A 21,700-nucleotide genomic window follows, 5' to 3' on the forward strand; every position below is an offset into this window, starting at 1 on the left:
GGCGGCGAGGGCGGGGGAGCCGAGCACGGCCACCGCGACCACGCCGAGTCCGGCCACCGCCAGCGCCAGGGCCCGGCCTGCGGCCGTGCTGCGCGCCGATCCGGTGCCGGCCGCGGCGAGCCGCCCGCTGGTCGCCTCGATCTGGTCGAGGGCCCGCTCGTCGGCCTGCCACAGCACCAGCTGCCGGGCCGCGGCGATCAGGTCGGTGCAGCGCCGGCCGATCTCGTCCCGGGCGGCGACGAAGCGCTCCTCGCGCCGCTGGGCGCCGAGCCGCCCGGCGGTCCAGGCCAGCGCGCCGCCGCCGAGGCTGACCACCGCGATCGGCAGCGCGGCCATCGGCAGGATTATCAGCGCGGCCAGGACGGCCAGCACCGAGACGCCGAGCCAGGTGACCACCGGCAGGCGGACCCGCAGCCGGGCGTCCAGCTCGGCGTCGACGTCGTCCACGATGCCGGTCAGCACGTCACCGCGTCGGCCCAGACGGGCGGGGACCAGCGGGATCAGGGCGGCGTAGACGGCGCTGCGCCGCTCGGCCAGCACCCGCAGCGCGACGTCGTGCGACAGCAGCCGCTCCGCGTAGCGGAAGGCGGGCCGGGCCAGGCCGAAGGCGCGGACGCCGACGATGGCCACGGTCAGCATCAGCACCGGTGGCTGCTCCGCGCTGCGGGCGATCAGCCAGCCGGCCGTGGCGGTCAGGGCGACCCCGGAGGCGGAGGCGAGGGTGCCGAGCAGCAGGGCGAGCAGCCAGCGGCCCCGGCTGGGTGCCTGCTCCTCCTCGCTGCCCTGCGGCCGGTCGCCCGCGGCTCGGGGGAGGGCCACGGTGGTCGTCGGCCGGTGCTCGACAGCGACGCCGTCGGTGTCGCTGCGCTCGGCGTGGATGCGGATCACGTGGTCGGCGGCCTCGATGACCGAGTCGCGGTGCGCGACCGCGATCACCGTCCGGGTCTCGGCGATCGCGGTCAGGATCTCGACCATCAGCTGCTCGGTCTGCTCGTCGAGGTGGGCGGTCGGCTCGTCCAGGACCACGTAGGGCCGATCGGCGAGCAGCACCCGGGCCAGGGCGAGGCGGGCGCGTTGACCCGCGGAGAGGCCGAGACCGTCCTCGCCCAGCGGCGTCTCCAGACGCTCGGGGAGGGCGGCGACCAGCCCGGCGAGGTCGACGGCGGCGAGCACGTCCCACAGCGCGGCCTCGTCGGCGTCGGGCTGGGCGATGCGCAGGTTCGCGGCGATGGTGTCCGGCGCGATCCACGGACGCTGCGGAACGTGCGCCACGCTGCGCTGCCACTGGTCGTCGTCGAGGCCTCCCCGGTCGAGCGATCCAGCGGTGATCGGCAGCTCGCCCAGCAACGCCTGCAGCAGCGTGCTCTTGCCGCTGCCCGAGGGCCCGACGATCGCGGTGATGCCGCGCGCTGGGATGGTGGCGTCGAGCCCGGTCAGCACGGGCTCGTCGCGCCCCGGCCAGGTGAGGGTCAGAGCCTGGAGCCGGACCGGGCGCGGCTCGGGGTCGATCGAGGCCGGCACCGCTCCGCCGGCGGCCGGGGTGAGCAGGTCGTGGATCTGCTCGAAGGTGGCGGTGCCCTCGGCGGCTGAGTGGAACTCCGCACCCACCCGGCGCAGCGGCCAGTAGGCCTCAGGCGCCAGCAGCAGCACGGTGAGTGCGGTCTGCAGGTCGAGCCCGCCCGCGGCCAGGCGCAGACCGACCACGACTGCGACCAGCGCCACCGAGATGGTGGCGATGAGCTCGAGTGCTGCGGAGGAGGCGAAGGCCAGCTTGAGGGTCTCGGTGTTCGCCTTGCGATAGCGCTGGGTGACCGCGTTGATCTGCGGCACCTGGGCCTGTGCCCTGCGGTGGGCGACCAGGGTGGGCAGACCGCGCACGACATCGAGGAAGTGGCCGGCCAGGGCGCTCAGGGCACGCCACTGCTTGTCCGCCTGCTCCTTCGTGGTCAGCCCGATCAGGATCGCGAAGATCGGCACCAGGGGGAGCGTGGCGATCACGATCAGCGCACTCCAGATGTCCTGGGTGGCGATCGCCAGGATGGTCAGCACCGGCAGCACGCCGGCCAGGACCAGGGTGGGCAGGTAGCGGATCAGGTACGGCTCCACCGCGCTCACCCCGCGGGTGGCCAGGGTGGCCAGCTCGGCGGTGCGCCGGGTGGTGAGCTCGGTGGCCGGGGTGTCCAGCACCGAGCGCAGCACCAGACGTCGCAGGTGGGTGCCGACCCGGGTCGCGGCCCGGGCCGCGGCGGCGTCCACCCCGAAGCCCACCAACGCCCGCAGCCCGGTGACGACGGCGAAGCCGATCGCTGCCGGGTGCCAGTCGCTCCCGCTCGGGTCGGCCAGCACGCCGGCGACCAGCGCGGCGCCGGCGAACGCCTGCGCGACCACCAGGACTCCCGCCACCACGTTGCCGCCGAGGACGGCGGCCAACGCGGTGCGCGCGGGCATCAGGTGCGGGAGGACCCGGGGGTCGAGCGGCCTCATCGGGCGTGTTCCAGCTCGGCTGTCGGGATGTGGTGGGTGCCGATCCGCTTGCGGAAGACCCAGTAGCTCCACGCCTGGTAGCCGAGCACGATCGGGGTGAAGAAGACCGCGACCCAGGTCATCACCTTGAGCGTGTAGGCGGTGGCCGCGGCGCTGGTCGCGGTCAGCGAGTACGCCGGGTCGGTCGACGACGGCATCACGTCGGGGAACAGGGCCAGGAAGAGCCCGGTGACGGCGAGCGCGATGGTGGCGAAGGTGCCGGTGAAGGCCCAGCCCTCGCGCCCCTTGACCGCGGCCAGCAGCGCCGCGACCAGGGCCAGTGCGGCGGCGGTGAAGGCGATCGCCGAGGAGAGGTCGCCGGTGTCGACCTGGGTCCACACCATGAAGACCACGGCCGCCACCGCGGCGGCCAGCCCGAGCCGGATGGCCAGGGCACGGGCCCGGTGCCGGATGTCGCCGACCGTCTTCAGGGCCACGAACATCGCGCCGTGGGTGGCGAAGAGCAGCGTGGTGACCACTCCGCCGAGCAGGCCGAACGGGTTGAGCAGGGTGAAGACGGTGCCGGTGAACTCCGAGTCGGCGTCGATCGGCACTCCGCCGACGATGTTGGCGAAGGCGACGCCCCACAGGAAGGCCGGGATCAGCGAGCCGAAGATGATCGCCCGGTCCCAGTTGGCCTGCCAGCGGGCGTCGTCACGCTTGTGCCGGTACTCGAAGGCGAGGTTGCGCACGATCAGGGCGACCAGGATCAGCAGCAAGGGCAGGTAGAAGCCGCTGAACAAGGTGGCGTACCACTCGGGGAAGGCCGCGAAGGTGGCACCACCGGCGACCAGCACCCAGACCTCGTTGCCGTCCCAGACCGGGCCGATGGTGTTGATCATGACGCGGCGCTCGGTGTTGTCCTTGGCCAGCACCGGCATCAGCATGCCGACGCCGAAGTCGAAGCCCTCCAGGGTGAAGTAGCCGATCCACAAGAAGGCGACCACGATGAACCAGAGTGTGGTGAGTTCCATGACTGTCTCTTTCTTCTGGCCGGTGGCTCAGTAGGCGAAGGCCAACGGAGCGTCGTCGTCCGAGTCGTCGCCGCGCAGGGTCGGGTTGGGTGGCTCGACGTAGGGGTCGGCGCCCTTGCGGGCATAGGTGACGAGCAGCTTGATCTCGATCACCGCGAGGATCGCGTACAGGCTGGTCAGGGTGATCAACGAGATCCAGGCCTCGGTCGTGCTGACCCCCGGCGAGACCGCGTTGTTGACCGTCATCAGCCCGTAGACGACCCAGGGTTGGCGGCCCATCTCGGTGAAGATCCAGCCGAAGCTGTTGGCGAAGATCGCCAGCACCGGCAGCGAGACCGCCAGCACTCCCCACCACCTGCTGGCCGGACGTCGTCCCTTGCGGGTGACCCAGAGCAGCAGCGCGGCGCCACCGGCTGCGGCCATGCCCAGACCGATCATGAACCGGAACGACCAGTAGGTGACCGGGATGACCGGCACGTAGTCCTCGGGGTGGTAGTAGGTCGCGCCCGGGTCCTGGCCATAGGTCTCGCGGTACTGCTCACGCAGGGGGTTGATGCCCTGGACCTTGCCGTCGAAGGTGCCGGTGCCCAGGAACGAGAGCAGGCAGGGGATGGTGACGGCGAACTTCTCCTCCTCGCCGTTCGGGGTGCCGATCGTGAAGACCGAGAACGGGGCACAGCTGTCCGAGGTCTCATACAGGCCCTCGGCGGCCGCCATCTTCATCGGCTGCACCTCGGTCATGATCTTGCCCTGCAGGTCGCCGGTGATGGCGACGCCGAGGCCCGCGATCAGCACGAACCAGGCACCTACCCGGGTACCGGTCAGGTACATCGGGCGGTCGGCGTCAGCGGTGCGCTTGCGCAGGTAGAGCCAGGCCGAGATGCCCAGGACGAAGGCGCCACCGGTCAGGTAGGCGGCGGTGATCACGTGCGGGAAGGTCCACATCTGCACCTTGTTGAACATCACCGCCCAGAAGTCGACGAGCTCGGCGCGCCCGGTCTCCGGGTTGTAGGTGTGCCCGACCGGGTTCTGCATCCAGGAGTTGGCGGCGAGGATGAAGTACGACGAGAACAGGGTGCCCAGGTGCACCAGCCACATGCACGAGGCGTGCAGCGCCCTGGGCAGCTTGTCCCAGCCGAAGATCCACAGGCCGAGGAAGGTCGACTCCAAGAAGAAGGCCAGCAGGCCCTCGATCGCGAGCGGTGCGCCGAAGACGTCGCCGACGAAGCGCGAGTAGTCCGACCAGTTCATCCCGAACTGGAACTCCTGCACGATGCCGGTGACCAGGCCGATCGCGAAGTTGATCAGGAACAGCTTGCCGAAGAACTTGGTGAGTCGGAGGTGATCGGGGTTCTTGCTGCGCAACCACATCGTCTGGAAGACGGCCACGATCAGGGAGAGTCCGATCGTGACCGGGACGAAGAGGAAGTGGTACACGGTGGTGATCCCGAACTGCCACCGCGCGATGTCGACGACTTCCATGAGCCTGCCTCTCAGGGGGAGTACTACGAAGTGTAGTAACTACTACGAACAGTAGTACGTGGGGTTTCGTAGGTACAATCAGGTCATGCTCACTTCCCGCAAGAAGATCGGTGACCTCGAGCGCGCCGTGATGGACGTGCTCTGGGACGCCAAGGACGGCGACCTGCTGACCGTCCGCGAGGTGCACGCACTGCTGGCCGACGAGCGCGACATCGCCTACACCACCGTGATGACCGTGATGGATCGCCTGGCCCGCAAGGGGATGGTCGAGCAGTTGCGCGAAGGACGCGCCTACACCTACCGGGCCCGCGCCAGCCGTGGCGAGATGACGGCGGAGCTGATGCGCGGCACCCTCGACGAGTTCGCGGAGCACGACCGGCGCACGGCACTGGCCGCGTTCGTGGGCGATGCATCCGCCGAGGACCTCGCCACCCTGCGTCAGGCGCTCGCGGAGCTCGAGCGACGCTGAGATGACCCCTGTCCTGCTCGCCGTGCTGGCGATCGCCCTGGCGGGGCCGGTGCCGGCACTGCTCGCCCGGGTGCCGCGGCTGCGGCGCACGCCCTTGGCGGCGATGCTGCTCTGGCAGGCGATCGCCGCTGCCGGCGTGCTCGCCGCGCTCGGGGCCGGCCTGGCGCTCTTCACCCAGCACGTCGTGGTCAGCTGGTGGGTGGCGGGGGCGGCGTTGCTGCTCACCGTGGTGGTCGCCGGCCGGATGCTGCTCAGTGCGCACCGCGTGGGCACCTCGCTGCGGGCGCTGCGCCGGCGGCACCGCGAGCAGCTGGACCTGGTCGGCGAGCGCAGCGGACACCTGCGGGTGATCGAGGCTGAGCTGCCGGTCGCCTACTGCGTCCCGGGCTTCGGGCAGAACCGGATCGTGGTCAGCGCCGGTGCCCAGGGCGTGCTGAGCGACGACGAGTTCGCCGCGGTGCTGGCCCACGAGCGCTCCCATCTGCGTGCCCGACACGACCTGGTCCTGGAGGCGTTCAGCGCGCTGCGCGAGGCCTTCCCGGCCTGGGTCTCCAGCGGTGCCGCGATGCGCGAGGTGCAGCTGCTGGTCGAGGTGATCGCCGATCGGGCCGCCGTCCGGCAGAGCGGCTCGCTGCCCCTGGGCCGGGCCCTGGTGGCACTGGCCGAGGGGCGGGCGCCCCAGGCTGCGCTGGGAGTCGGCGGCTCGCACCTGCTGGCCCGCGTCGAGCTGCTGGGCGACGACCGCCCGCACCGGCTGCAGGCGTTCGCGCTGCTCGGTGCCGCCGTCGCGGTGCTCTCGATCCCGACGGCGTTCATCGTGGTGCCCTGGCTGGCCGCCGTCGTCTGACGCCGGGTCGCCGGCTCCGGGGCCACACAAGCGCACGGCGGGCCGAGGCATTCGCCTCGACCCGCCGCTCATTCGGTGCAGACCCTTCGGGGAGGGACTAGCCCCTCTTGCGGGTGATCGTCACCTTGGTGCTCCCGGGCTTGACCGTGGCCGAGCCCGCATACTTCACGGTGAGCCTGTTCTTGCCCAGCTTGAGCTGCTTGCCCTTGATGGTCAGGACGACCTTGCCCTTCGACAGGGTGCCCTTGGCCAGCGTCTTCGACTTCAGCATCACCGTGACCTTGCCGGTCGGGGTGGTGCCGGCGGCGGTGACGGTGACCGTGACCTTGGACTTGCCGGCCTTCTTGATCTTGGTCGGCTTGGCGACCGCCTTCACCTTGGAGGCGACCGGCGGCGGCAGCGCGTCACAGACCGTGAGCTCGGCGTTGTCGACGTACCAGCCGTCGAAGCCGTTGCAGCCGTCGCGGCCCATCACGAAGGAGAACTGGACCGTGTCCCCGGCCTCGGCGCCCAGCGCTGCGACGTCGATGCGGGTGGTGCCCCAGCTGCCCTTGAGCTCGTTGCCGTCGGTGCCGGTGAACCCGGGCTGACCGGCGATCGGGCTGGTGTTGTTGGGCGCAGCGGCCATCGTGTCGTTCGGGCCGTTGACCAGGTACGCCGCCTCCGGCACCGGGGAGAAGTCGCCGCCGTTGACGCTGGCGCGGACCAGGCCGCCGTCGAAGCCGAGCTCCGTGGCCACGTAGTGGTCGAAGGAGAAGAGCGGCTTGGCGCCGTCCGGAACGGTGATCTCCGGGCTCTCCAGGGACGCGGCGCTGGAGTAGTCGTCGCTACCGGGGATGCAGTCGCCGTACTTGGCCGGGTCCGGAGCGTAGGCTGCCCACGAGTCGTGCTCAGGCGCCTCGCGGGTGGCCTCCCACGGGAAGGTCTTGTAGTCCTCCGCGGGGTCGGGGAACTCCGCGCTCTGGGTCCAGCCCTCGAGGCCGTCCTCGAAGTCCTCGCTCCACGCCACCCGGCTCTTGAAGCCCGAGCCGCACGGCGAGCCCGCGGGCTGGTTGAGGATCGGCTTGAAGTTGCACTGGACCGGGTCCTTGCGCAGCTCCACGGCCTTGGCCATCGCCCGCACCTGGGCGCAGTCGGTGGCGGTGATCGTGCCGTTGAACGCCTGACGGTCGCTCGGCTTGGTGGAGAGCTTGTAGATCCGCTTGCCGGTCAGCTGGGCGCACGACGCGTCGAGCGCGTCGGCGTGGTCCGGGAAGCCGCTGACCGGGGTCTGGTACTCGTTCATCGCGGTGAAGTAGATGTTCGCCGCCTTGTCCAGGCCGATGCCGTTCACGGTGACGCCGTTGTAGGTGCCGCCGTCGACCAGCAGGGCGTAGCCGTGGTTCGCGACACCCGAGTTGCCGTGCACGCCGCCGTTGTCGTCGGTGCTGCACTTGTACTCGGCGTCCGAGACCTTGCCCGGGTCACCGTGGCAGGTCGGGTTCCACATGTCGCGGATCGCGCCGCCGAAGGCGGTCGACTTCTCGCTGAGCAGCCAGCGGTAGGAGTCGGTGCGGGTGTCCGCGTTGTCCTTCATGGTGACGGTCACCTTCTGGCCGCCGGCGAGCGCGGAGCGGATCGCCTCGCGGTCGTCGAGGCCGATCGAGACCGTGGTGACCAGCGTGGTGTCGTCGCCCGACATGCCGATCGGCGAGTTGTCGCGGTTGCCGATGATCAGCGCTGCCGCGCCCTCCTCGGTGGCGCGCACCGCCTTGTCGGTGAAGGCGCACAGGCCGCGGTCGACGATCACGATCTTGCCGGTGACGTCCTGGTCGTAGGCCGAGCAGCCGTCGGTCGTGGTGCCACCCTCCTCGGCGGCGTCGGTCGGGGCGACGACCTCACCGCTGATGCCGGTGGTGTCGAGCTGCTTGCCGAACGAGGCGCCGCCGGTCAGGCAGTCGCGGGCGATTGACGCCGGTGCGGTGATGGTGAGCAGCGGGACGCCGGGGGAGTGGGTGGAGCAGGTGTTGACCGGGCGCTTCTTGTAGAGGTCGCCCTCGCCCTCGTCCTCGCGCTTGTTGATCAGGTCGATCGTCTCGCCCCACACGTCCGAGTAGGACTCGTTCAGCGCGCCGGCCTGCCACTGGTAGATCAGACCGTGCGTGTACTCGGTGTAGGCGTGGCCCCACTCGTGCGCCACCACGTCGTCGGAGGTGACGCCGTTGCAGTAGTTGGTGGTCGACCCGTTCCAGTTGGCGTTCGGGCACTGGATGGCGGGATCGTTGTTGATCGTGTTCATCCGCGCCCCCTCGCCGTCGTAGGAGTCGCGGTTGAAGGTGTTCTTGAAGAACCAGTAGGCCTCGCCGGCGGAGAGCACCAGGTTCTGCTGGTCCTGGTTCAGCGCCCCGGGGAACTCGTCGCCCTCGCCCCAGACCTGGGTGAGGTTGCGCTCCTCGTCGGCCTCGTACAGCGCGCGGTCGAGCGCGTTGTGGATCATCGAGTACCGGTTCAGCGGCTTGTTGGTCATCGCGTCGAGGAAGACGACGTCGCGGATGTTCTTCTCGTTGGTCACCTCGACCCGCCAGGCGAGCTCGTTGGTGCCGCGCTCGCCCTTGACCAGGCCGGTGCGGTAGACCATCAGCTCGGTGGTCTTGGCCTTCAGGCCCGCGGTGTTGACCTTGGCCGACTTCTCGCCGGTGGGGTCGGCCTTCACCATGCCGACGGCGCGCTCGGAGGCGGCAGCCTTGTCGAAGCGTGGGGTGACCGCCAGGTCCAGGCCCGGAACCGCCTCGCCGTTGACCGAGGTCAGGTTGCCGGCGTCGTCGACGTGGGCGCGCAGCAGGCTGCCGAAGACCGGCACGCCCTTGTAGCTCTGCGTGTAGTTGACGACGGTGCCGTGCTGGGTCTTGGTGGCCGACTCCCGCTGGAGCTGGCCGCGAGGCGCTCCGAACGCCGTGGAGTACTTGTCGAGGTAGGCATCGGCCTTGGCGGCCGGCGTCCCGTTGTTGCCCGGGAGCAGGTCGCCGCCGTTGGTCGCGCGGATGAAGCCGACCGCGCCGGTGGCGGCCTCGCGCTGAACGAGCGCGGAGGTGTCCGCGTTCTTGCGCATCTGCTCCACCAGGGTGGAGTCGTCAGCCGCCGCCGAGGAGGTGGCGGTGGTGAGTGCTGGCACTGCTGCGAGGCCGGCGCCCACCAGGGTCAGGGCGAAGCCCTGCCTGAGGAATCGCATGTTGAGCCCTCCGAGAGATGATGTCCGAGATGAATCATGCAAAAGGCGTGACCTGCAGCACATTAGGGTTTGTCGTCGCATCGGTCCAGCGCCGGAAGAAACAAGTGGGTAACGGCATGTTGCGAGAAGTTCACCTGTGAGGCACAGGTGGTCGCCTTGCTATGCAAGTGAGCGACACGCACTTGTGTGGTCCCTGAGACTGTGGTGACTTTCCCCTAGAGTCGCCAGCATGGCGACCCGTACGTCTTCCCCGCCGGGGTCGCGGAGCAAGAGCACGTCCCGAGCGAAAGCCTCCGGGTCAGGTTCGAGCACCCGATCACGGAGTACCACGACCAAGAAGTCCACCCCCTCCCGAGGCAAGAGCGCCCCGAAGGGCCGTCCGGCCCCTCGGGCGGTTCGCAACGGCCCCGGGCCGTTCGCGCGCTTCTTCACCGCGATCGCGCGTGGACTGGTCGCCCTCTGGATGGGCCTGGCCCACGGGCTCGGCGCCGTCGCCCGCTCGATCGGGCACAGCGCCCGCGACATCGAGCCCGAGCAGCGCCGTGACGGCGTCGGGCTCTTCCTGTGCGGCCTCGCCGTCGTGGTCGCCGCCGCCGTCTGGTGGCGCCTGCCCGGCGGGATGATGGACGCCACCCGGACCGCGGTCGCCGGCTCCCTGGGCAAGGTCGCCTGGTTCGTGCCGATGCTGCTGGTCTACGTGGGCTGGCGCAACATGCGCGACCCCGAGCGCAACGGCCCGGCCGGTCGTCAGGTGATCGGCTGGACCGCCTTCTGCTTCGGCATCCTGGGCATCGTCCACATCGCCAACGGCAGCCCGCGCCCGGTGATGGGGGACACCGAGGAGCTGCAGCAGGCCGGCGGCGCCGTCGGGTTCGTCATCTCCAGCCTCCTGCTCGACCTGCTGCGCACGCCCTACGTGGTGGTGCCGCTGCTCGCCCTGGTGTCGCTCTTCGGCGTCCTGGTGATCTCCTCGACGCCGGTCTACCTGATCCCCGAGCGGCTCGCGGAGCTCCGCGACCGGGTGATGGGCTACGACCACTACGACGAGGCGCACGAGGAGAGGCCGAAGCGCTCGCGTCGCAAGGGCGAGGACGCTCCCGTCGAGATCGACCCCGACATGGGCGACCCCGCCTACGACTCGGCGCTGGTCGAGGATCGCGAGATCAAGAAGCGCAAGCGCGGCAAGGCCGCCGAGGAGACCCCGGTCGACGACGCGCCCTTCGACTACGACGCCGACCTGCCTGCTCCCGCGCCTGCGGTGGCGGCCACGCCGCCGGCGCCGATGCCGGTCGCTCCGCCGTCGATCGTGCCGCCCGCCAAGCCGGACCTGGCGCCGCCGCCGCACGCCGAGCTGCCCGCCCGGGTGGAGCAGCTCGCGCTGTCGGGCGACATCGCCTACTCGCTCCCGTCCAGCGACCTGCTCAAGCCCGGCTCCGCGCCCAAGCGCACCTCGCCGGCCAACGACGCCGTCGTGGACCGGCTGACCCAGGTGCTCACCGAGTTCAACATCGACGCCCAGGTCACCGGCTACACCCGCGGTCCCACGGTGACGCGCTACGAGGTCGAGCTCGGCCCCGGCGTCAAGGTCGAGAAGATCACCAACATCCAGAAGAACATCGCCTACGCGGTGGCGTCGGCGGATGTCCGGATCCTCAGCCCGATCCCCGGCAAGTCCGCGGTCGGCGTCGAGATCCCCAACGCCGACAAGGAGATCGTCTCCCTCGGCGACGTGCTGCGCTCCAACAACGCGCGCAACAACCACCACCCGATGGTGGTCGGCCTGGGCAAGGACGTCGAGGGCGGCTTCGTCGTCGCGAACCTGGCGAAGATGCCGCACCTGCTGGTGGCCGGTGCCACCGGCTCCGGAAAGTCCAGCTTCATCAACTCGATGATCACCTCGATCCTGATGCGCTCCACGCCCGACGAGGTGCGGATGATCATGGTCGACCCGAAGCGGGTGGAGCTGAACGCCTACGAGGGCATCCCGCACCTGATCACGCCGATCATCACCAACCCGAAGAAGGCCGCCGAGGCACTGGCCTGGGTGGTGCGCGAGATGGACATGCGCTACGACGACCTGGCGAACTTCGGGTTCCGCCACGTCGACGACTTCAACAAGGCGGTCCGGGCCGGCAAGGTCGAGGTGCCGCCGGGCAGCGAGCGCGTGCTCACCCCGTACCCGTACCTGCTGGTCGTCGTCGACGAGCTCGCCGACCTGATGATGGTCGCCCCGCGTGACGTCGAGGACGCCGTGGTCCGGATCACCCAGCTGGCCCGTGCGGCCGGCATCCACCTGGTGCTGGCCACGCAGCGCCCCTCGGTGGACGTGGTCACCGGTCTGATCAAGGCCAACGTGCCGTCCCGACTGGCGTTCGCGACCTCCTCGCTCGGCGACAGCCGCGTCATCCTGGACCAGCCCGGTGCCGAGAAGCTGGTCGGCCAGGGTGACGGTCTCTTCCTGCCGATGGGCGAGAGCAAGCCGATCCGTGTGCAGGGCTCCTGGGTCGGCGAGGCGGAGATCGCGGCAGTGGTCGCGATGTGCAAGACGCAGCTCGAGCCGACCTACGTGGAGGAGGTCACCGCGCCGGCCGCAGCCAAGCGCGACCTCGACGACGACATCGGCGACGACCTCGACCTGGTCGTCCAGGCCGTCGAGCTGGTGGTCTCCACCCAGTTCGGCTCGACCTCGATGCTGCAGCGCAAGCTGCGCGTCGGGTTCGCGAAGGCCGGGCGCCTGATGGACATCATGGAGAGCCGTGGCGTGGTCGGCCCGAGCGAGGGCTCCAAGGCCCGTGACGTGCTGATCAAGCCGGATGAGTTGGACAGTGTGATCGCGACCTTGCAGGGGGAGATGTGAGCGCAACGGAGAACGTCGCCACCGAGGTGTCGGTCCGTCGCAACGGAGGGCTCGCGGCACTGGTGGGGGCGTTGGCCTCCGCGGTCGCGATCGCCTGGCTTGGGCGAGCCGGCGACACCGGTGCGGTGCTCGACTGGGCGCTGTTCGCGGCCTCGGCGGCGATGGGCGGCTACTGGCTGGCCCAGTTCTTCGACGCCCGGACCCCGCTCCTGGTCGCCGACGATCAGGGCGTCCGGCTGCGCCTCGGCAAGGCCTGGACCGGGCTTCCCTGGACCGAGCTGGCCGAGGTCGAGCACACCCCGCGCGCCGGACTCTGGCGCGATGGGCGCCTGGTCCTGGTGCCGCGTGACGCCGACGCGGTGCTGGCGGAGCTCGACGCTGCGGGCCGCCGCCAGGTCTGGTGGAACAAGCGCCTGCACCACGCCGAGCTTGCGGTGCCGCTCAGCCTCGCGACCCGGGTCCCGGCGTTGAGCGAGGACCTCACCACCAGCCTGCGGGTGCTGGCCGGCGCTCGGACCCAGGTCACCGAGGTCCGCGTGGCGCGCGCGCCCGAGCCGGTCGTCGAGACCGACGTGGTCGAGACCGAGTCCTTCGCCGAGGCCGAGTCGTTCGAGCCGGCTGTCGCCGAGCACCCCCGGCCGGTGGCCGCGGCGACGCCGAGCGCCTGGTCCGAGCCGGTCGCCGAGCACGACGACGTCGAGGACACCGACGAGATCGTCCTCACTCCGACGCCGGCACCGGTCCGCGAGCTGCGCAGTGCGCGCCGCTCCGAGGTGCACAGCAGCGTCGCCCCCGAGGGCGACGACCTTGTCCCCGACGGTCGCGAGCTGCGCCGTCCCGGCTCGGTCAGCCTGGTCGCCGAGGCGCCGCAGGCACCCCGTCCGCTGATCGCCGCCCCGGTGGAGCCGATCCAGATCGACGACTTCGCCGAGCCCGCTCCTGACCCGATCATCGGTCCGCAGCTCGCCGCGGCCCGCACCCGCCTGGGCCTGAGCGTCGACTCGCTCGCCGAGCGCACCCGGATCCGCCCGCACGTGATCGAGGCGATCGAGGTCGACGACTTCCACCCCTGCGGTGGAGACTTCTACGCCCGTGGGCACCTGCGCACGCTGAGCCGGGTTCTCGGCGTCGACGTGACGCCGCTGCTGGCCGCCTACGACGAGACCTATGCCGACGCCCCGATCGACCCCCGCCGGGTCTTCGAGGCGGAGCTGGCCACCGGCTCGGGCGGCATCCGCTCGACCCGGGGCGGACCGAACTGGTCGGTGCTGGTCGCCGCGGTGATGGCCGTCGTCCTCGCCTGGTCGATCGCCCGGTTGGCGATGGACCGCGACACCGAGGTGCAGAACCCGGCCGCCTCGTTGAGCAACGGCTCGACCTCGGAGCCCAGCTCCTCGGCCGGCGTCGCCAACGTCACCGCCAAGATCACCGCCACCGCCTCGACCTCGCTCAAGGTGGTCAACGCCAAGGGCCGGGTCGTCTTCGCCGAGGACGTCCTCGCCGGTGACGTGCACCGCCTGGACGTCACGCCGCCGTTCAAGGTGACGGTCAGCGACGGCGCCGCGGTCACGGTGATGGTGGACGGCGTCGAGCGCGGCACGGTCGGTCCCGCCGGCAAGAAGGTGACCAAGATCTACCGCTCCGCGCGGTGAGCCGACGTCGAATCGGCCCCGGTGGGGTCGACACGGCATAATTCAGAACAGCCATGACGACCTCTGAAACCGAATCCGCCACCGGACTGCTGTCCGTGGCGATGGTGACCCTCGGATGTGCCCGCAACGAAGTCGACTCCGAGGAGCTGGCCGGCCGCTTGGCCGCTGACGGCTTCGCGCTGGTGGACGACCCGGCCGACGCCGACACGGTGGTGGTGAACACCTGCGGATTCGTCGAGGCCGCCAAGAAGGACTCGGTGGACACGCTGCTGCAGGCGGCCGACCTGAAGGACAGCGGCCGCACCAAGGCCGTGGTCGCGGTGGGCTGCCTCGCGGAGCGCTACGGCAAGGATCTGGCCGAGTCGCTGCCCGAGGCGGATGCGGTGCTCGGCTTCGACGACTACCCCGAGATCGCCGCGCGGCTGCGCGCCGTGGTCTCCGGGGAGCAGCTGCACCCGCACACGCCGACCGACCGGCGCAAGCTGCTGCCGATCACCCCGACCGAGCGCAACGCGGACGCGATCAGCGTGCCCGGCCACGCCTCCGCCGAGGAGATCGGCAGCCACGGCCCGGCGACCGGCCCGCGCACCGTGCGGCGCCGGCTCGACACCAGCCCGACCGTCTCGCTGAAGCTGGCCAGCGGCTGCGACCGTCGCTGCTCCTTCTGCGCGATCCCGAGCTTCCGCGGCTCCTTCGTCAGCCGCCGTCCCTCCGACGTGCTGGCCGAGGCGCACTGGCTGGCCGAACAGGGCGCGCGCGAGCTCTTCCTGGTCAGTGAGAACTCGACCTCCTACGGCAAGGACCTCGGCGACCTGCGGCTGCTCGAGACGATGCTTCCCGAGCTCGCCGCGATCGACGGCATCGCCCGGGTGCGGGTCTCCTACCTGCAGCCCGCCGAGACCCGGCCCGGCCTGGTCAAGGCGATCGCCGAGACCCCGGGCGTGGTGCCGTACTTCGACCTGTCGTTCCAGCACGCATCGGCCACGGTGCTGCGCCGGATGCGCCGCTTCGGCGACCCGGAGAGCTTCCTCGGGCTGCTGGAGCAGATCCGCTCGCTGCGCCCCGAGGCCGGCGTGCGCTCCAACGTGATCGTCGGGTTCCCCGGCGAGACGGAGGAGGAGTTCCAGACCCTGTGTGACTTCCTCGAGGCGGCTCGCCTCGACGTCACCGGCGTCTTCGGCTACTCCGACGAGGACGGCACCGAGGCCGAGACCCTGCCGGGCAAGCTCGACGCCGACGAGATCAGGGCCCGCACCGAGCACGTCACCGCGCTCGTCGAGGAGCTCAACGCGCAGCGCGCGGAGGAGCGGATCGGCGAGCAGGTCGAGGTGCTCGTCGAGCGGCTCGAGGGGGACGACGCGGAGGGCCGCGCCGCCCACCAGGGCCCCGAGGTCGACGGCACCACGACCGTGGTGAGCGTTCCGGCCGGCACGGCCATCGGAGACATCCTGCTCGCCGAGGTCATCGACACCGAGGGCGTCGATCTGGTCGCCGAGATCCTGGGGGCCCCGTGACCGACGCCGGTGTCAGCAACTGGAACCTGCCGAATGCGCTGACCACGCTGCGCATCGTGATGGTGCCCTTCTTCGGGTGGGCGCTGTTGCAGGACGGCGGTGACTCCGTCACCTGGCGCCTGGTCGCGTTCGCGCTCTTCGCGACCGCGATGATCACCGACAAGATCGACGGCGACATCGCACGAGCCCGTGGGCTGATCACGAACTTCGGCAAGATCGCAGACCCGATCGCCGACAAGGCGATCACCGGGATGGCCTTCATCGGTCTCTCGATCACCGGCGACATCTGGTGGTGGGTGACGATCCTGGTGCTGGCCCGCGAGTGGAGCGTCACCCTGCTGCGCCTGTCGATCATGAAGAACGTGGTGATCGCGGCTGCGCAGAGCGGCAAGATCAAGACCGCCCTGCAGGCGGTGGCGCTCGGTGGCCTGGTGCTGCCGTTCCGGCAGGTCGACGGCTGGATGGAGCTGCCGGGCGAGATCCTCTACTACACCAGCCAGGTCCTGCTGGCCGGTGCCGTGGTGATGACGCTGTGGTCCGGCTACGAGTTCTTCCGCGACGCCTGGCGCCAGCGCGCGGGCCTCAGCGAGCGCACCGAGACCACTTCGTGACCCGCTAGGGGTTCCGAGCCCGTTCCGGATCGGGCTAGCGTGCTGAGATCCTGGCGGCGTCAGCCGTTCCTTGGTCTCGGGTAGTTGTCCTTTTCGTGGCACATCGCACGCTTGCGGCGTTCCTCGGATGCGGCAGCGTCGTCTTCACCCTCCCGTTGCTCTCGGGCCGGCCCCAGCACACCTTCGACAGGTGGTCTGAACCCGGCGCCGACAGGGCCCACTACGGTCCCGAACGGGTAGGGAGAGATCAGTCCACATGTCTGTCACGCAACGTAGGACGGCGGCCGGGGTGGCCGCCGTCGCACTGACCATCGGAGGCCTGGCCGCAGTGGCCACCGCCCCGGCACAGGCCGCCCCGGAGGACGTCGTCGACGTCCAGGTGCTCGGCATCAATGACTTCCACGGCCGGATCTCGGCCAGCTCCGCCGAGGCCGGTGCGGCGGTGATCGCCGGCGCCGTCAAGGAGTTGCGCGCCGAGAATCCGAACACCGTCTTCGCCGCCGCCGGCGATCTGATCGGCGCCTCGACCTTCGAGTCCTTCATCAACCAGGACAAGCCGACCATCGACGCGCTGAACGAGGCGGGCCTCGATGTCTCCGCCGTCGGCAACCACGAGTTCGACCAGGGCTACGACGACCTGGTGAACCGGGTGATGGCACCCTACGACGCCGACACCAACCCGTTCGGCGGCGCCGAGTGGGAGTACATCGGCGCGAACGTGAAGAAGAAGGCGGACGGCACCCAGGCCGACGGCCTCGAGCCGTCGTGGGTGCAGACCTTCGGGGCCGGCACCGCCGAGGAGGTCCAGGTGGGCTTCATCGGCGCCGTCACCGAGCACCTCGACGAGCTGGTCGCGCCGGACGGGATCGCCGACATCGAGGCGACCGACATCGTCTCGGCCGTCAACACCGAGGCCGATGCCTTGACCGCGGACGGCGTGGACATCGTGGTGCTGCTGGTGCACGAGGGTGCGGCCACCACCGCGATCGAGTCCGCCCAGGATCCGGCCTCCGACTTCGGCAAGATCGTCAACGGGGTCGACACCGATGTGGACGCGATCATCTCCGGCCACACGCACCTGGCCTACAACCACACCATCGGCGGCCGGCCGGTCGTCTCTGCGGGCCAGTACGGCTACAACCTGAACCAGCTGCAGTTCTCCTACGACACCGCGACCGACGATCTGGTCGGTGTGACCTCGACGCTGCTGCCGCTGACGACCAAGGTCCCCGGCGTGCCGCCGGCCCCCGACACCTACCCGCCGAACTACCCGGTGGATGAGCCGACCAAGGCGATCGTGGACGCGGCCAAGGCGTCGGCCGACGTCAAGGGCGCCGTCGAGATCGGCGACATCGCGGGGCCGTTCCGGCGTCCGCTCACCAGCAGCGGCTCGGACAACCGTGGCCGTGAGTCGACCCTGGGCAACCTGGTCGCGGAGGTGCAGCGGGCACAGACCCCCGCGGCGCTGGGCGGCGCAGAGATCGCCTTCATGAACCCCGGCGGCCTGCGCAAGGACATGGTCGGCACCGGAGGCAGGCTCACCTACCGCCAGGCAGCCGACGTCCAGCCGTTCGCGAACACCCTGGTCCGGATGGAGCTGACCGGCGCCCAGATCAAGGCGGTGCTGGAGGAGCAGTGGCAGCCGGCCGGAGCGTCGCGTCCGTTCCTGCGCCTCGGCGTCTCCGAGGGCTTCACCTACACCTATGACCCGGCGAAGGCCAAGGGCGCGCGGATCACCCGGATCTGGCTGGACGACGTGCCGCTCTCGCCGAGCGCGACGTATGCGGTGACGGTGAACTCCTTCCTCGCCTCCGGCGGTGACAACTTCACGACACTGGCCTCCGGCACCAACAAGAAGGACACCGGGGTCACCGACCTGCAGGCGATGGTCGACTACCTGGACGGGCGCGCGGAGCCGCTCACGCCGGACTTCACCCAGCACGCGGTCGGCGTGAGCCCGAACAAGGCGGCCTACCAGCCCGGCGAGACCGCACAGGTCGCGCTCTCGTCGCTCTCCTACACCGCACTCGGCGACCAGGTGGACGCCACCGGATCGCTCAGCGTGGCCGGCGGCGCTCCGACCAGCGTCGCGATCACCACCACCTCGGACGACGTGATCGGCGACGAGGTCGGCCAGGCCACCCTCGCCGTCAAGGTCCCGGCGTCCGCCGTGCGCGGCTCGCAGATCCCGGTGACCTTCACCGGTGACACCACCGGAACTACGGTGCGCTTCTGGGTGCCGGTCGCACCCAAGACGGCCTCCACCATCCGGGCCAGCGTCACCCCGAAGAAGATCCGCGCCAAGCGGACCACGGTGCGGCTCAAGGTCGAGGTCCGCGGCGCGTCCCAGGCGACCGGCAAGGTCACCGTGCGCTACGCAGGCCGGACCCGCACCGCGACCCTGCGCAACGGCAGGGCGACCCTGCGGCTCGGGACCTTCAAGAAGCCCGGCAAGGTCACCGCCCGGATCAGCTACGCCGGCAACGCGCACCTCAAGCCCGCCACCAAGCGGATCACCTTCCGCATCCGCCGCTGACCGGCAGTCCCTGACGTTTCGCCCCTGAAGTCGACCATTTCAGGGGCGAAACGTTCGGCAGCGTCACCGTGATGACCGCAAGCAGTCGTTTCGCACTCGGAGGAACACGCATGTCCACACAGCACCGCATCGCCACCCTCGCCGCGTGCGCGGTGGCCGGCAGCGCCCTGACCGGGCTCGCCCTGTCCCACGCCACCGCCGCCCCGGACGGCTCCGGCCTCGTGATCAGCGAGGCCTACGTCAACGGCGGCTCGGCCGGCGCGACGTTCAGCAACAAGTTCGTCGAGGTCTACAACCCCACGAGCGCCGCGATCGACCTGACCGGCTACTCGCTCCAGTACCGGTCACCGACCGGCACCGCAGCCGCGACCGGCGTCGTGCCGCTCTCCGGGACTGTGGCGCCCGGCGACTACTTCGTGCTGCAGGGCGACAGCAACGGCGCAAACGGTTCCGCCCTGCCGAGCCCGGATCAGACGAGCTCGCTCAACCCCGGCGGTGGCGGCGGCACGCTCTTCCTCGCGAACGCCACCTCGGCCGTCGATCCGGACCCTGCCGACGCCCAGGGGGCCGTCGTCGATCTGGTCGGTTGGGGCTCCAGCAACCTGGCCGAGACCACGCCGACGTCGGGCAACTCGGTGACGGCGAGCCATCAGCGGATCACCGCCGAGGACGTCGTCAACCGCGACAGCGACGACAACGCGAACGACTTCGACGCACTCGCGCCGACCCCGGGCGCCGGGCTCGGCCCCACCACGCCGGAGCCGGTCGAGCCGACCCCGTTGAGCATCGAGCAGATCCAGGGCACCGGAGCCACCTCGCCGCACGTCGGGACCACCGTCCTCACCAGCGGCGTGGTGACGGCGGCCTATCCGAGCGGCGGCCTCTACGGGTTCTACCTCCAGGTCCCCGGCAGCGGCGGTGAGCTGGACCTCAGCGTCCACACCGCGTCGCGCGGCATCTTCGTCTACCAGGCGCAGGGTGCCGGCCCGGTGACCGTGCGCCCGGGCGACCACGTCCAGGTGACCGGCGCGGTCTCCGAGTACGCGGGGGCGACCCAGCTCACCGTCGCGACGGCCGGCGCCATCGTGCCGCTCGCCGGGTCGGCGCCGGCTCCGGTCGCGGCCACCTCGGCCTGGCCGGCGACAGCCGCCCAGAAGGAGTCGCTGGAGGGGATGCTGTACCGGCCGCAGGGCGACTTCACCGTCAACAACACCTACTACGGATCGAAGGCCGGGCAGGCCGACTCCCGCTACGGCGAGGTGGGCCTGGCACAGGGCACCACGCCGCTGATCCAGCCGACCGAGGTCGCCGACGCCCAGGACGCGGCGGCGATCGCGGCCGTCGTCGCCGACAACGAGGCCCGCGCGATCGTCCTCGACGACGGCTCCTCGGTGAGCTTCGCCGGCAAGGGGGACCTGACCCCGGCCTACGTGTCGCAGCAGGAGCCGGTCACCGTCGGCGCACGCGTGGAGTTCACCGAGCCGGTGATCTTCACCCAGGGCGGGGCGCCGTCCGCCCCGAGCTACCGCTTCCAGCCCACCAGCCCGGTGCTCGGCCCCGACAACGCGGCCAGCCCGGCCACCTTCGAGAACGTCCGCAGCAGCGGGCCCGACCAGGCCCGGATCGCAGCGGACGGCGAGCCCGGACTCAAGGTCGCCTCGTTCAACGTGCTCAACTACTTCACCACCCTGGGCGACGCCGATGACGACAACATCGGCGACGGCGGCTGCGTGGCCTACCGGGATCGCGACGGCGACGGCAACAACGTCGACGACGGCTGCGCCCAGCGCGGTGCCTGGGACCCGGCCGACCTCACCCGGCAGCAGGCGAAGATCGTCAAGGCGATCAACGCCCTGGACGCCGACGTGGTGGGCCTGATGGAGATCGAGAACTCCGCCGCGCTCGGTGAGCAGGCCGACGAGGCCACGCAGAGCCTGGTGGCAGCGCTCAACGCCGACGCCGGCGCGGGGACCTGGGCGGCCAATCCCTCCTCGGCGCAGCTGCCTCCCGTCGCCGAGCAGGACGTGATCACGAACGCGATCATCTACCGCCCGGACGCCGTCACCCGGGTCGGCGACGCGGTGGCGCTGGGTGACCAGAGCAGCGGGACCGGTGCGTTCAGCAACGCCCGCGAGCCGATCGGCCAGGTCTTCGAGCCCGTCGGCGGCGGAGAGCAGTTCCTCTACGTCGTCAACCACTTCAAGTCCAAGGGCTCCGGCGTCGACGACGGCACCGGGCAGGGCAACGCCAACCCGGACCGGATCCGGCAGGCCGAGGCGCTGCGGGACTGGGTGGCGACCCAGCAGCAGGCCAGCGGCGTCGGGCCAGTCCTGCTCGGCGGCGACTTCAACGCCTACACCCAGGAGGACCCGCTGCAGGTGCTCTACGCCGCCGGCTTCGTGGACGCCACCGAGAAGTTCGGGGGAGACGAGTGGAGCTACGTCTTCGACGGCCTCTCCGGCTCCCTGGACCACATCCTGCTGAACCCGGCTGCGGCAGCGCTGGCCACCGGGTCCGACGTGTGGAACATCAACGCGGGCGAGTCGATCCTCTTCGAGTACAGCCGGTGGAACTACCACGCGACCGACTTCCACGCCGACACTCCCTACCGCTCCTCGGACCACGACCCGGTCGTGGTCGGCCTGGACCTGGGCGGGGAGGCAAGCGCCATCGCGACCACGACCTCGCTCAAGGTGGCGCCGTCGCGGGTGCGGGTCGGGCGATCGGCCACCGCGATCGTGCGGGTCAGGGCCGAGGAGGGCGCCCGGCCGGGTGGCACGGTCGAGATCCGCAACGGGAGCACGGTTCTCGCCACGGCCACCTTGAGGCGTGGCGGCGTCGCCGTCGTCCGGCTGCCCCGGTTCACCGCACCGGGCCGGCTGCACCTGAGCGCGGTCTACCTCGGCGACGCCACCCACGACGGATCCACGTCCTCGCTGGTGGGCGTCACGGTGCACCCGGCGAAGCACCACAAGCACGGCAAGCGCGGACACGGGCGGCCGTGATCAGGGTCGGTCTCCTAGGGTG

Annotated in this window: 12 protein-coding genes; 8 read left to right on the plus strand and 4 right to left on the minus strand. The window is 70.6% G+C overall.

Annotated elements, in window-relative coordinates; all coding sequences use genetic code 11:
• The 3 genes from cydD to ABD151_RS19290 form a co-directional block, all read right to left on the minus strand.
• Positions 1-2,484, minus strand: a 2,484-nt coding sequence (gene cydD / locus ABD151_RS19280) for a thiol reductant ABC exporter subunit CydD (RefSeq protein WP_343996471.1), incomplete at its 3' end; no start/stop codon positions are given.
• The gene (gene cydB / locus ABD151_RS19285; RefSeq protein ID WP_343996472.1) at positions 2,481-3,497 is read right to left on the minus strand and encodes a cytochrome d ubiquinol oxidase subunit II; all 1,017 of its coding nucleotides are present in this window, start codon (positions 3,495-3,497) and stop codon (positions 2,481-2,483) included. The genes cydD and cydB, both read right to left, overlap by 4 nt.
• Before the next feature lie 27 nt (positions 3,498-3,524).
• Entirely contained in the window at positions 3,525-4,979 is a 1,455-nt protein-coding gene (locus ABD151_RS19290; RefSeq protein ID WP_343996474.1) for a cytochrome ubiquinol oxidase subunit I, read from the minus strand.
• 85 nt (positions 4,980-5,064) lie between these two features.
• Between ABD151_RS19290 and ABD151_RS19295 the strand changes: the two genes are divergently transcribed.
• On the plus strand, positions 5,065-5,448 hold the full coding sequence (locus tag ABD151_RS19295; protein ID WP_343996475.1) for a BlaI/MecI/CopY family transcriptional regulator: 384 nt from the start codon (positions 5,065-5,067) through the stop codon (positions 5,446-5,448).
• Position 5,449: 1 nt separating this feature from the next.
• Positions 5,450-6,295 (plus strand): M56 family metallopeptidase, encoded by an 846-nt coding sequence (locus tag ABD151_RS19300; RefSeq protein ID WP_343996476.1) that lies wholly within the window; start codon positions 5,450-5,452, stop codon positions 6,293-6,295.
• A 97-nt stretch (positions 6,296-6,392) separates the two neighbouring features.
• Here ABD151_RS19300 and ABD151_RS19305 read toward each other — a convergent pair whose 3' ends face one another.
• Positions 6,393-9,503: a M4 family metallopeptidase gene (locus tag ABD151_RS19305; protein WP_343996477.1), complete on the minus strand. Its 3,111-nt coding sequence runs from the start codon at positions 9,501-9,503 to the stop codon at positions 6,393-6,395.
• A 229-nt stretch (positions 9,504-9,732) separates the two neighbouring features.
• On the opposite strand from ABD151_RS19305, the gene ABD151_RS19310 reads away from it, so the two are divergent.
• From ABD151_RS19310 to ABD151_RS19335, 6 genes are all read left to right on the plus strand, one after another.
• Positions 9,733-12,360: an FtsK/SpoIIIE family DNA translocase gene (locus tag ABD151_RS19310; protein ID WP_343996478.1), complete on the plus strand. Its 2,628-nt coding sequence runs from the start codon at positions 9,733-9,735 to the stop codon at positions 12,358-12,360.
• Positions 12,357-14,012: a helix-turn-helix domain-containing protein gene (locus ABD151_RS19315; protein WP_343996479.1), complete on the plus strand. Its 1,656-nt coding sequence runs from the start codon at positions 12,357-12,359 to the stop codon at positions 14,010-14,012. The genes ABD151_RS19310 and ABD151_RS19315 overlap by 4 nt, the downstream gene beginning before the upstream one ends.
• Before the next feature lie 53 nt (positions 14,013-14,065).
• Complete coding sequence (gene rimO / locus ABD151_RS19320) at positions 14,066-15,526, plus strand: 30S ribosomal protein S12 methylthiotransferase RimO (protein WP_343996480.1); 1,461 nt, start codon at positions 14,066-14,068, stop codon at positions 15,524-15,526.
• The gene (pgsA, locus tag ABD151_RS19325; RefSeq protein WP_343996481.1) at positions 15,523-16,137 is read left to right on the plus strand and encodes a CDP-diacylglycerol--glycerol-3-phosphate 3-phosphatidyltransferase; all 615 of its coding nucleotides are present in this window, start codon (positions 15,523-15,525) and stop codon (positions 16,135-16,137) included. Before rimO ends, pgsA begins: the two co-directional genes overlap by 4 nt.
• Before the next feature lie 256 nt (positions 16,138-16,393).
• Positions 16,394-18,673, plus strand: a complete 2,280-nt coding sequence (locus tag ABD151_RS19330; protein WP_343996482.1) for a bifunctional metallophosphatase/5'-nucleotidase — start codon at positions 16,394-16,396, stop codon at positions 18,671-18,673.
• A gap of 110 nt (positions 18,674-18,783) precedes the next feature.
• Complete coding sequence (locus tag ABD151_RS19335) at positions 18,784-21,678, plus strand: ExeM/NucH family extracellular endonuclease (protein ID WP_343996483.1); 2,895 nt, start codon at positions 18,784-18,786, stop codon at positions 21,676-21,678.
• Positions 21,679-21,700 lie beyond the last annotated feature (22 nt).

The organism is Nocardioides dubius (assembly GCF_039528155.1).
Taxonomy (GTDB): domain Bacteria; phylum Actinomycetota; class Actinomycetes; order Propionibacteriales; family Nocardioidaceae; genus Nocardioides; species Nocardioides dubius.

Excerpts from the sequence above, each read along its gene's own strand:
- cydB (WP_343996472.1), bottom strand. The coding sequence starts at position 3,497 with ATGGAACTCACCACACTCTGGTTCATCGTGGTCGCCTTCTTGTGGATC.
- ABD151_RS19290 (WP_343996474.1), bottom strand. The coding sequence starts at position 4,979 with ATGGAAGTCGTCGACATCGCGCGGTGGCAGTTCGGGATCACCACCGTG.
- ABD151_RS19295 (WP_343996475.1), top strand. The coding sequence starts at position 5,065 with ATGCTCACTTCCCGCAAGAAGATCGGTGACCTCGAGCGCGCCGTGATG.
- ABD151_RS19300 (WP_343996476.1), top strand. The coding sequence starts at position 5,450 with ATGACCCCTGTCCTGCTCGCCGTGCTGGCGATCGCCCTGGCGGGGCCG.
- ABD151_RS19305 (WP_343996477.1), bottom strand. The coding sequence starts at position 9,503 with ATGCGATTCCTCAGGCAGGGCTTCGCCCTGACCCTGGTGGGCGCCGGC.
- ABD151_RS19310 (WP_343996478.1), top strand. The coding sequence starts at position 9,733 with ATGGCGACCCGTACGTCTTCCCCGCCGGGGTCGCGGAGCAAGAGCACG.
- rimO (WP_343996480.1), top strand. The coding sequence starts at position 14,066 with ATGACGACCTCTGAAACCGAATCCGCCACCGGACTGCTGTCCGTGGCG.
- ABD151_RS19330 (WP_343996482.1), top strand. The coding sequence starts at position 16,394 with ATGTCTGTCACGCAACGTAGGACGGCGGCCGGGGTGGCCGCCGTCGCA.
- ABD151_RS19335 (WP_343996483.1), top strand. The coding sequence starts at position 18,784 with ATGTCCACACAGCACCGCATCGCCACCCTCGCCGCGTGCGCGGTGGCC.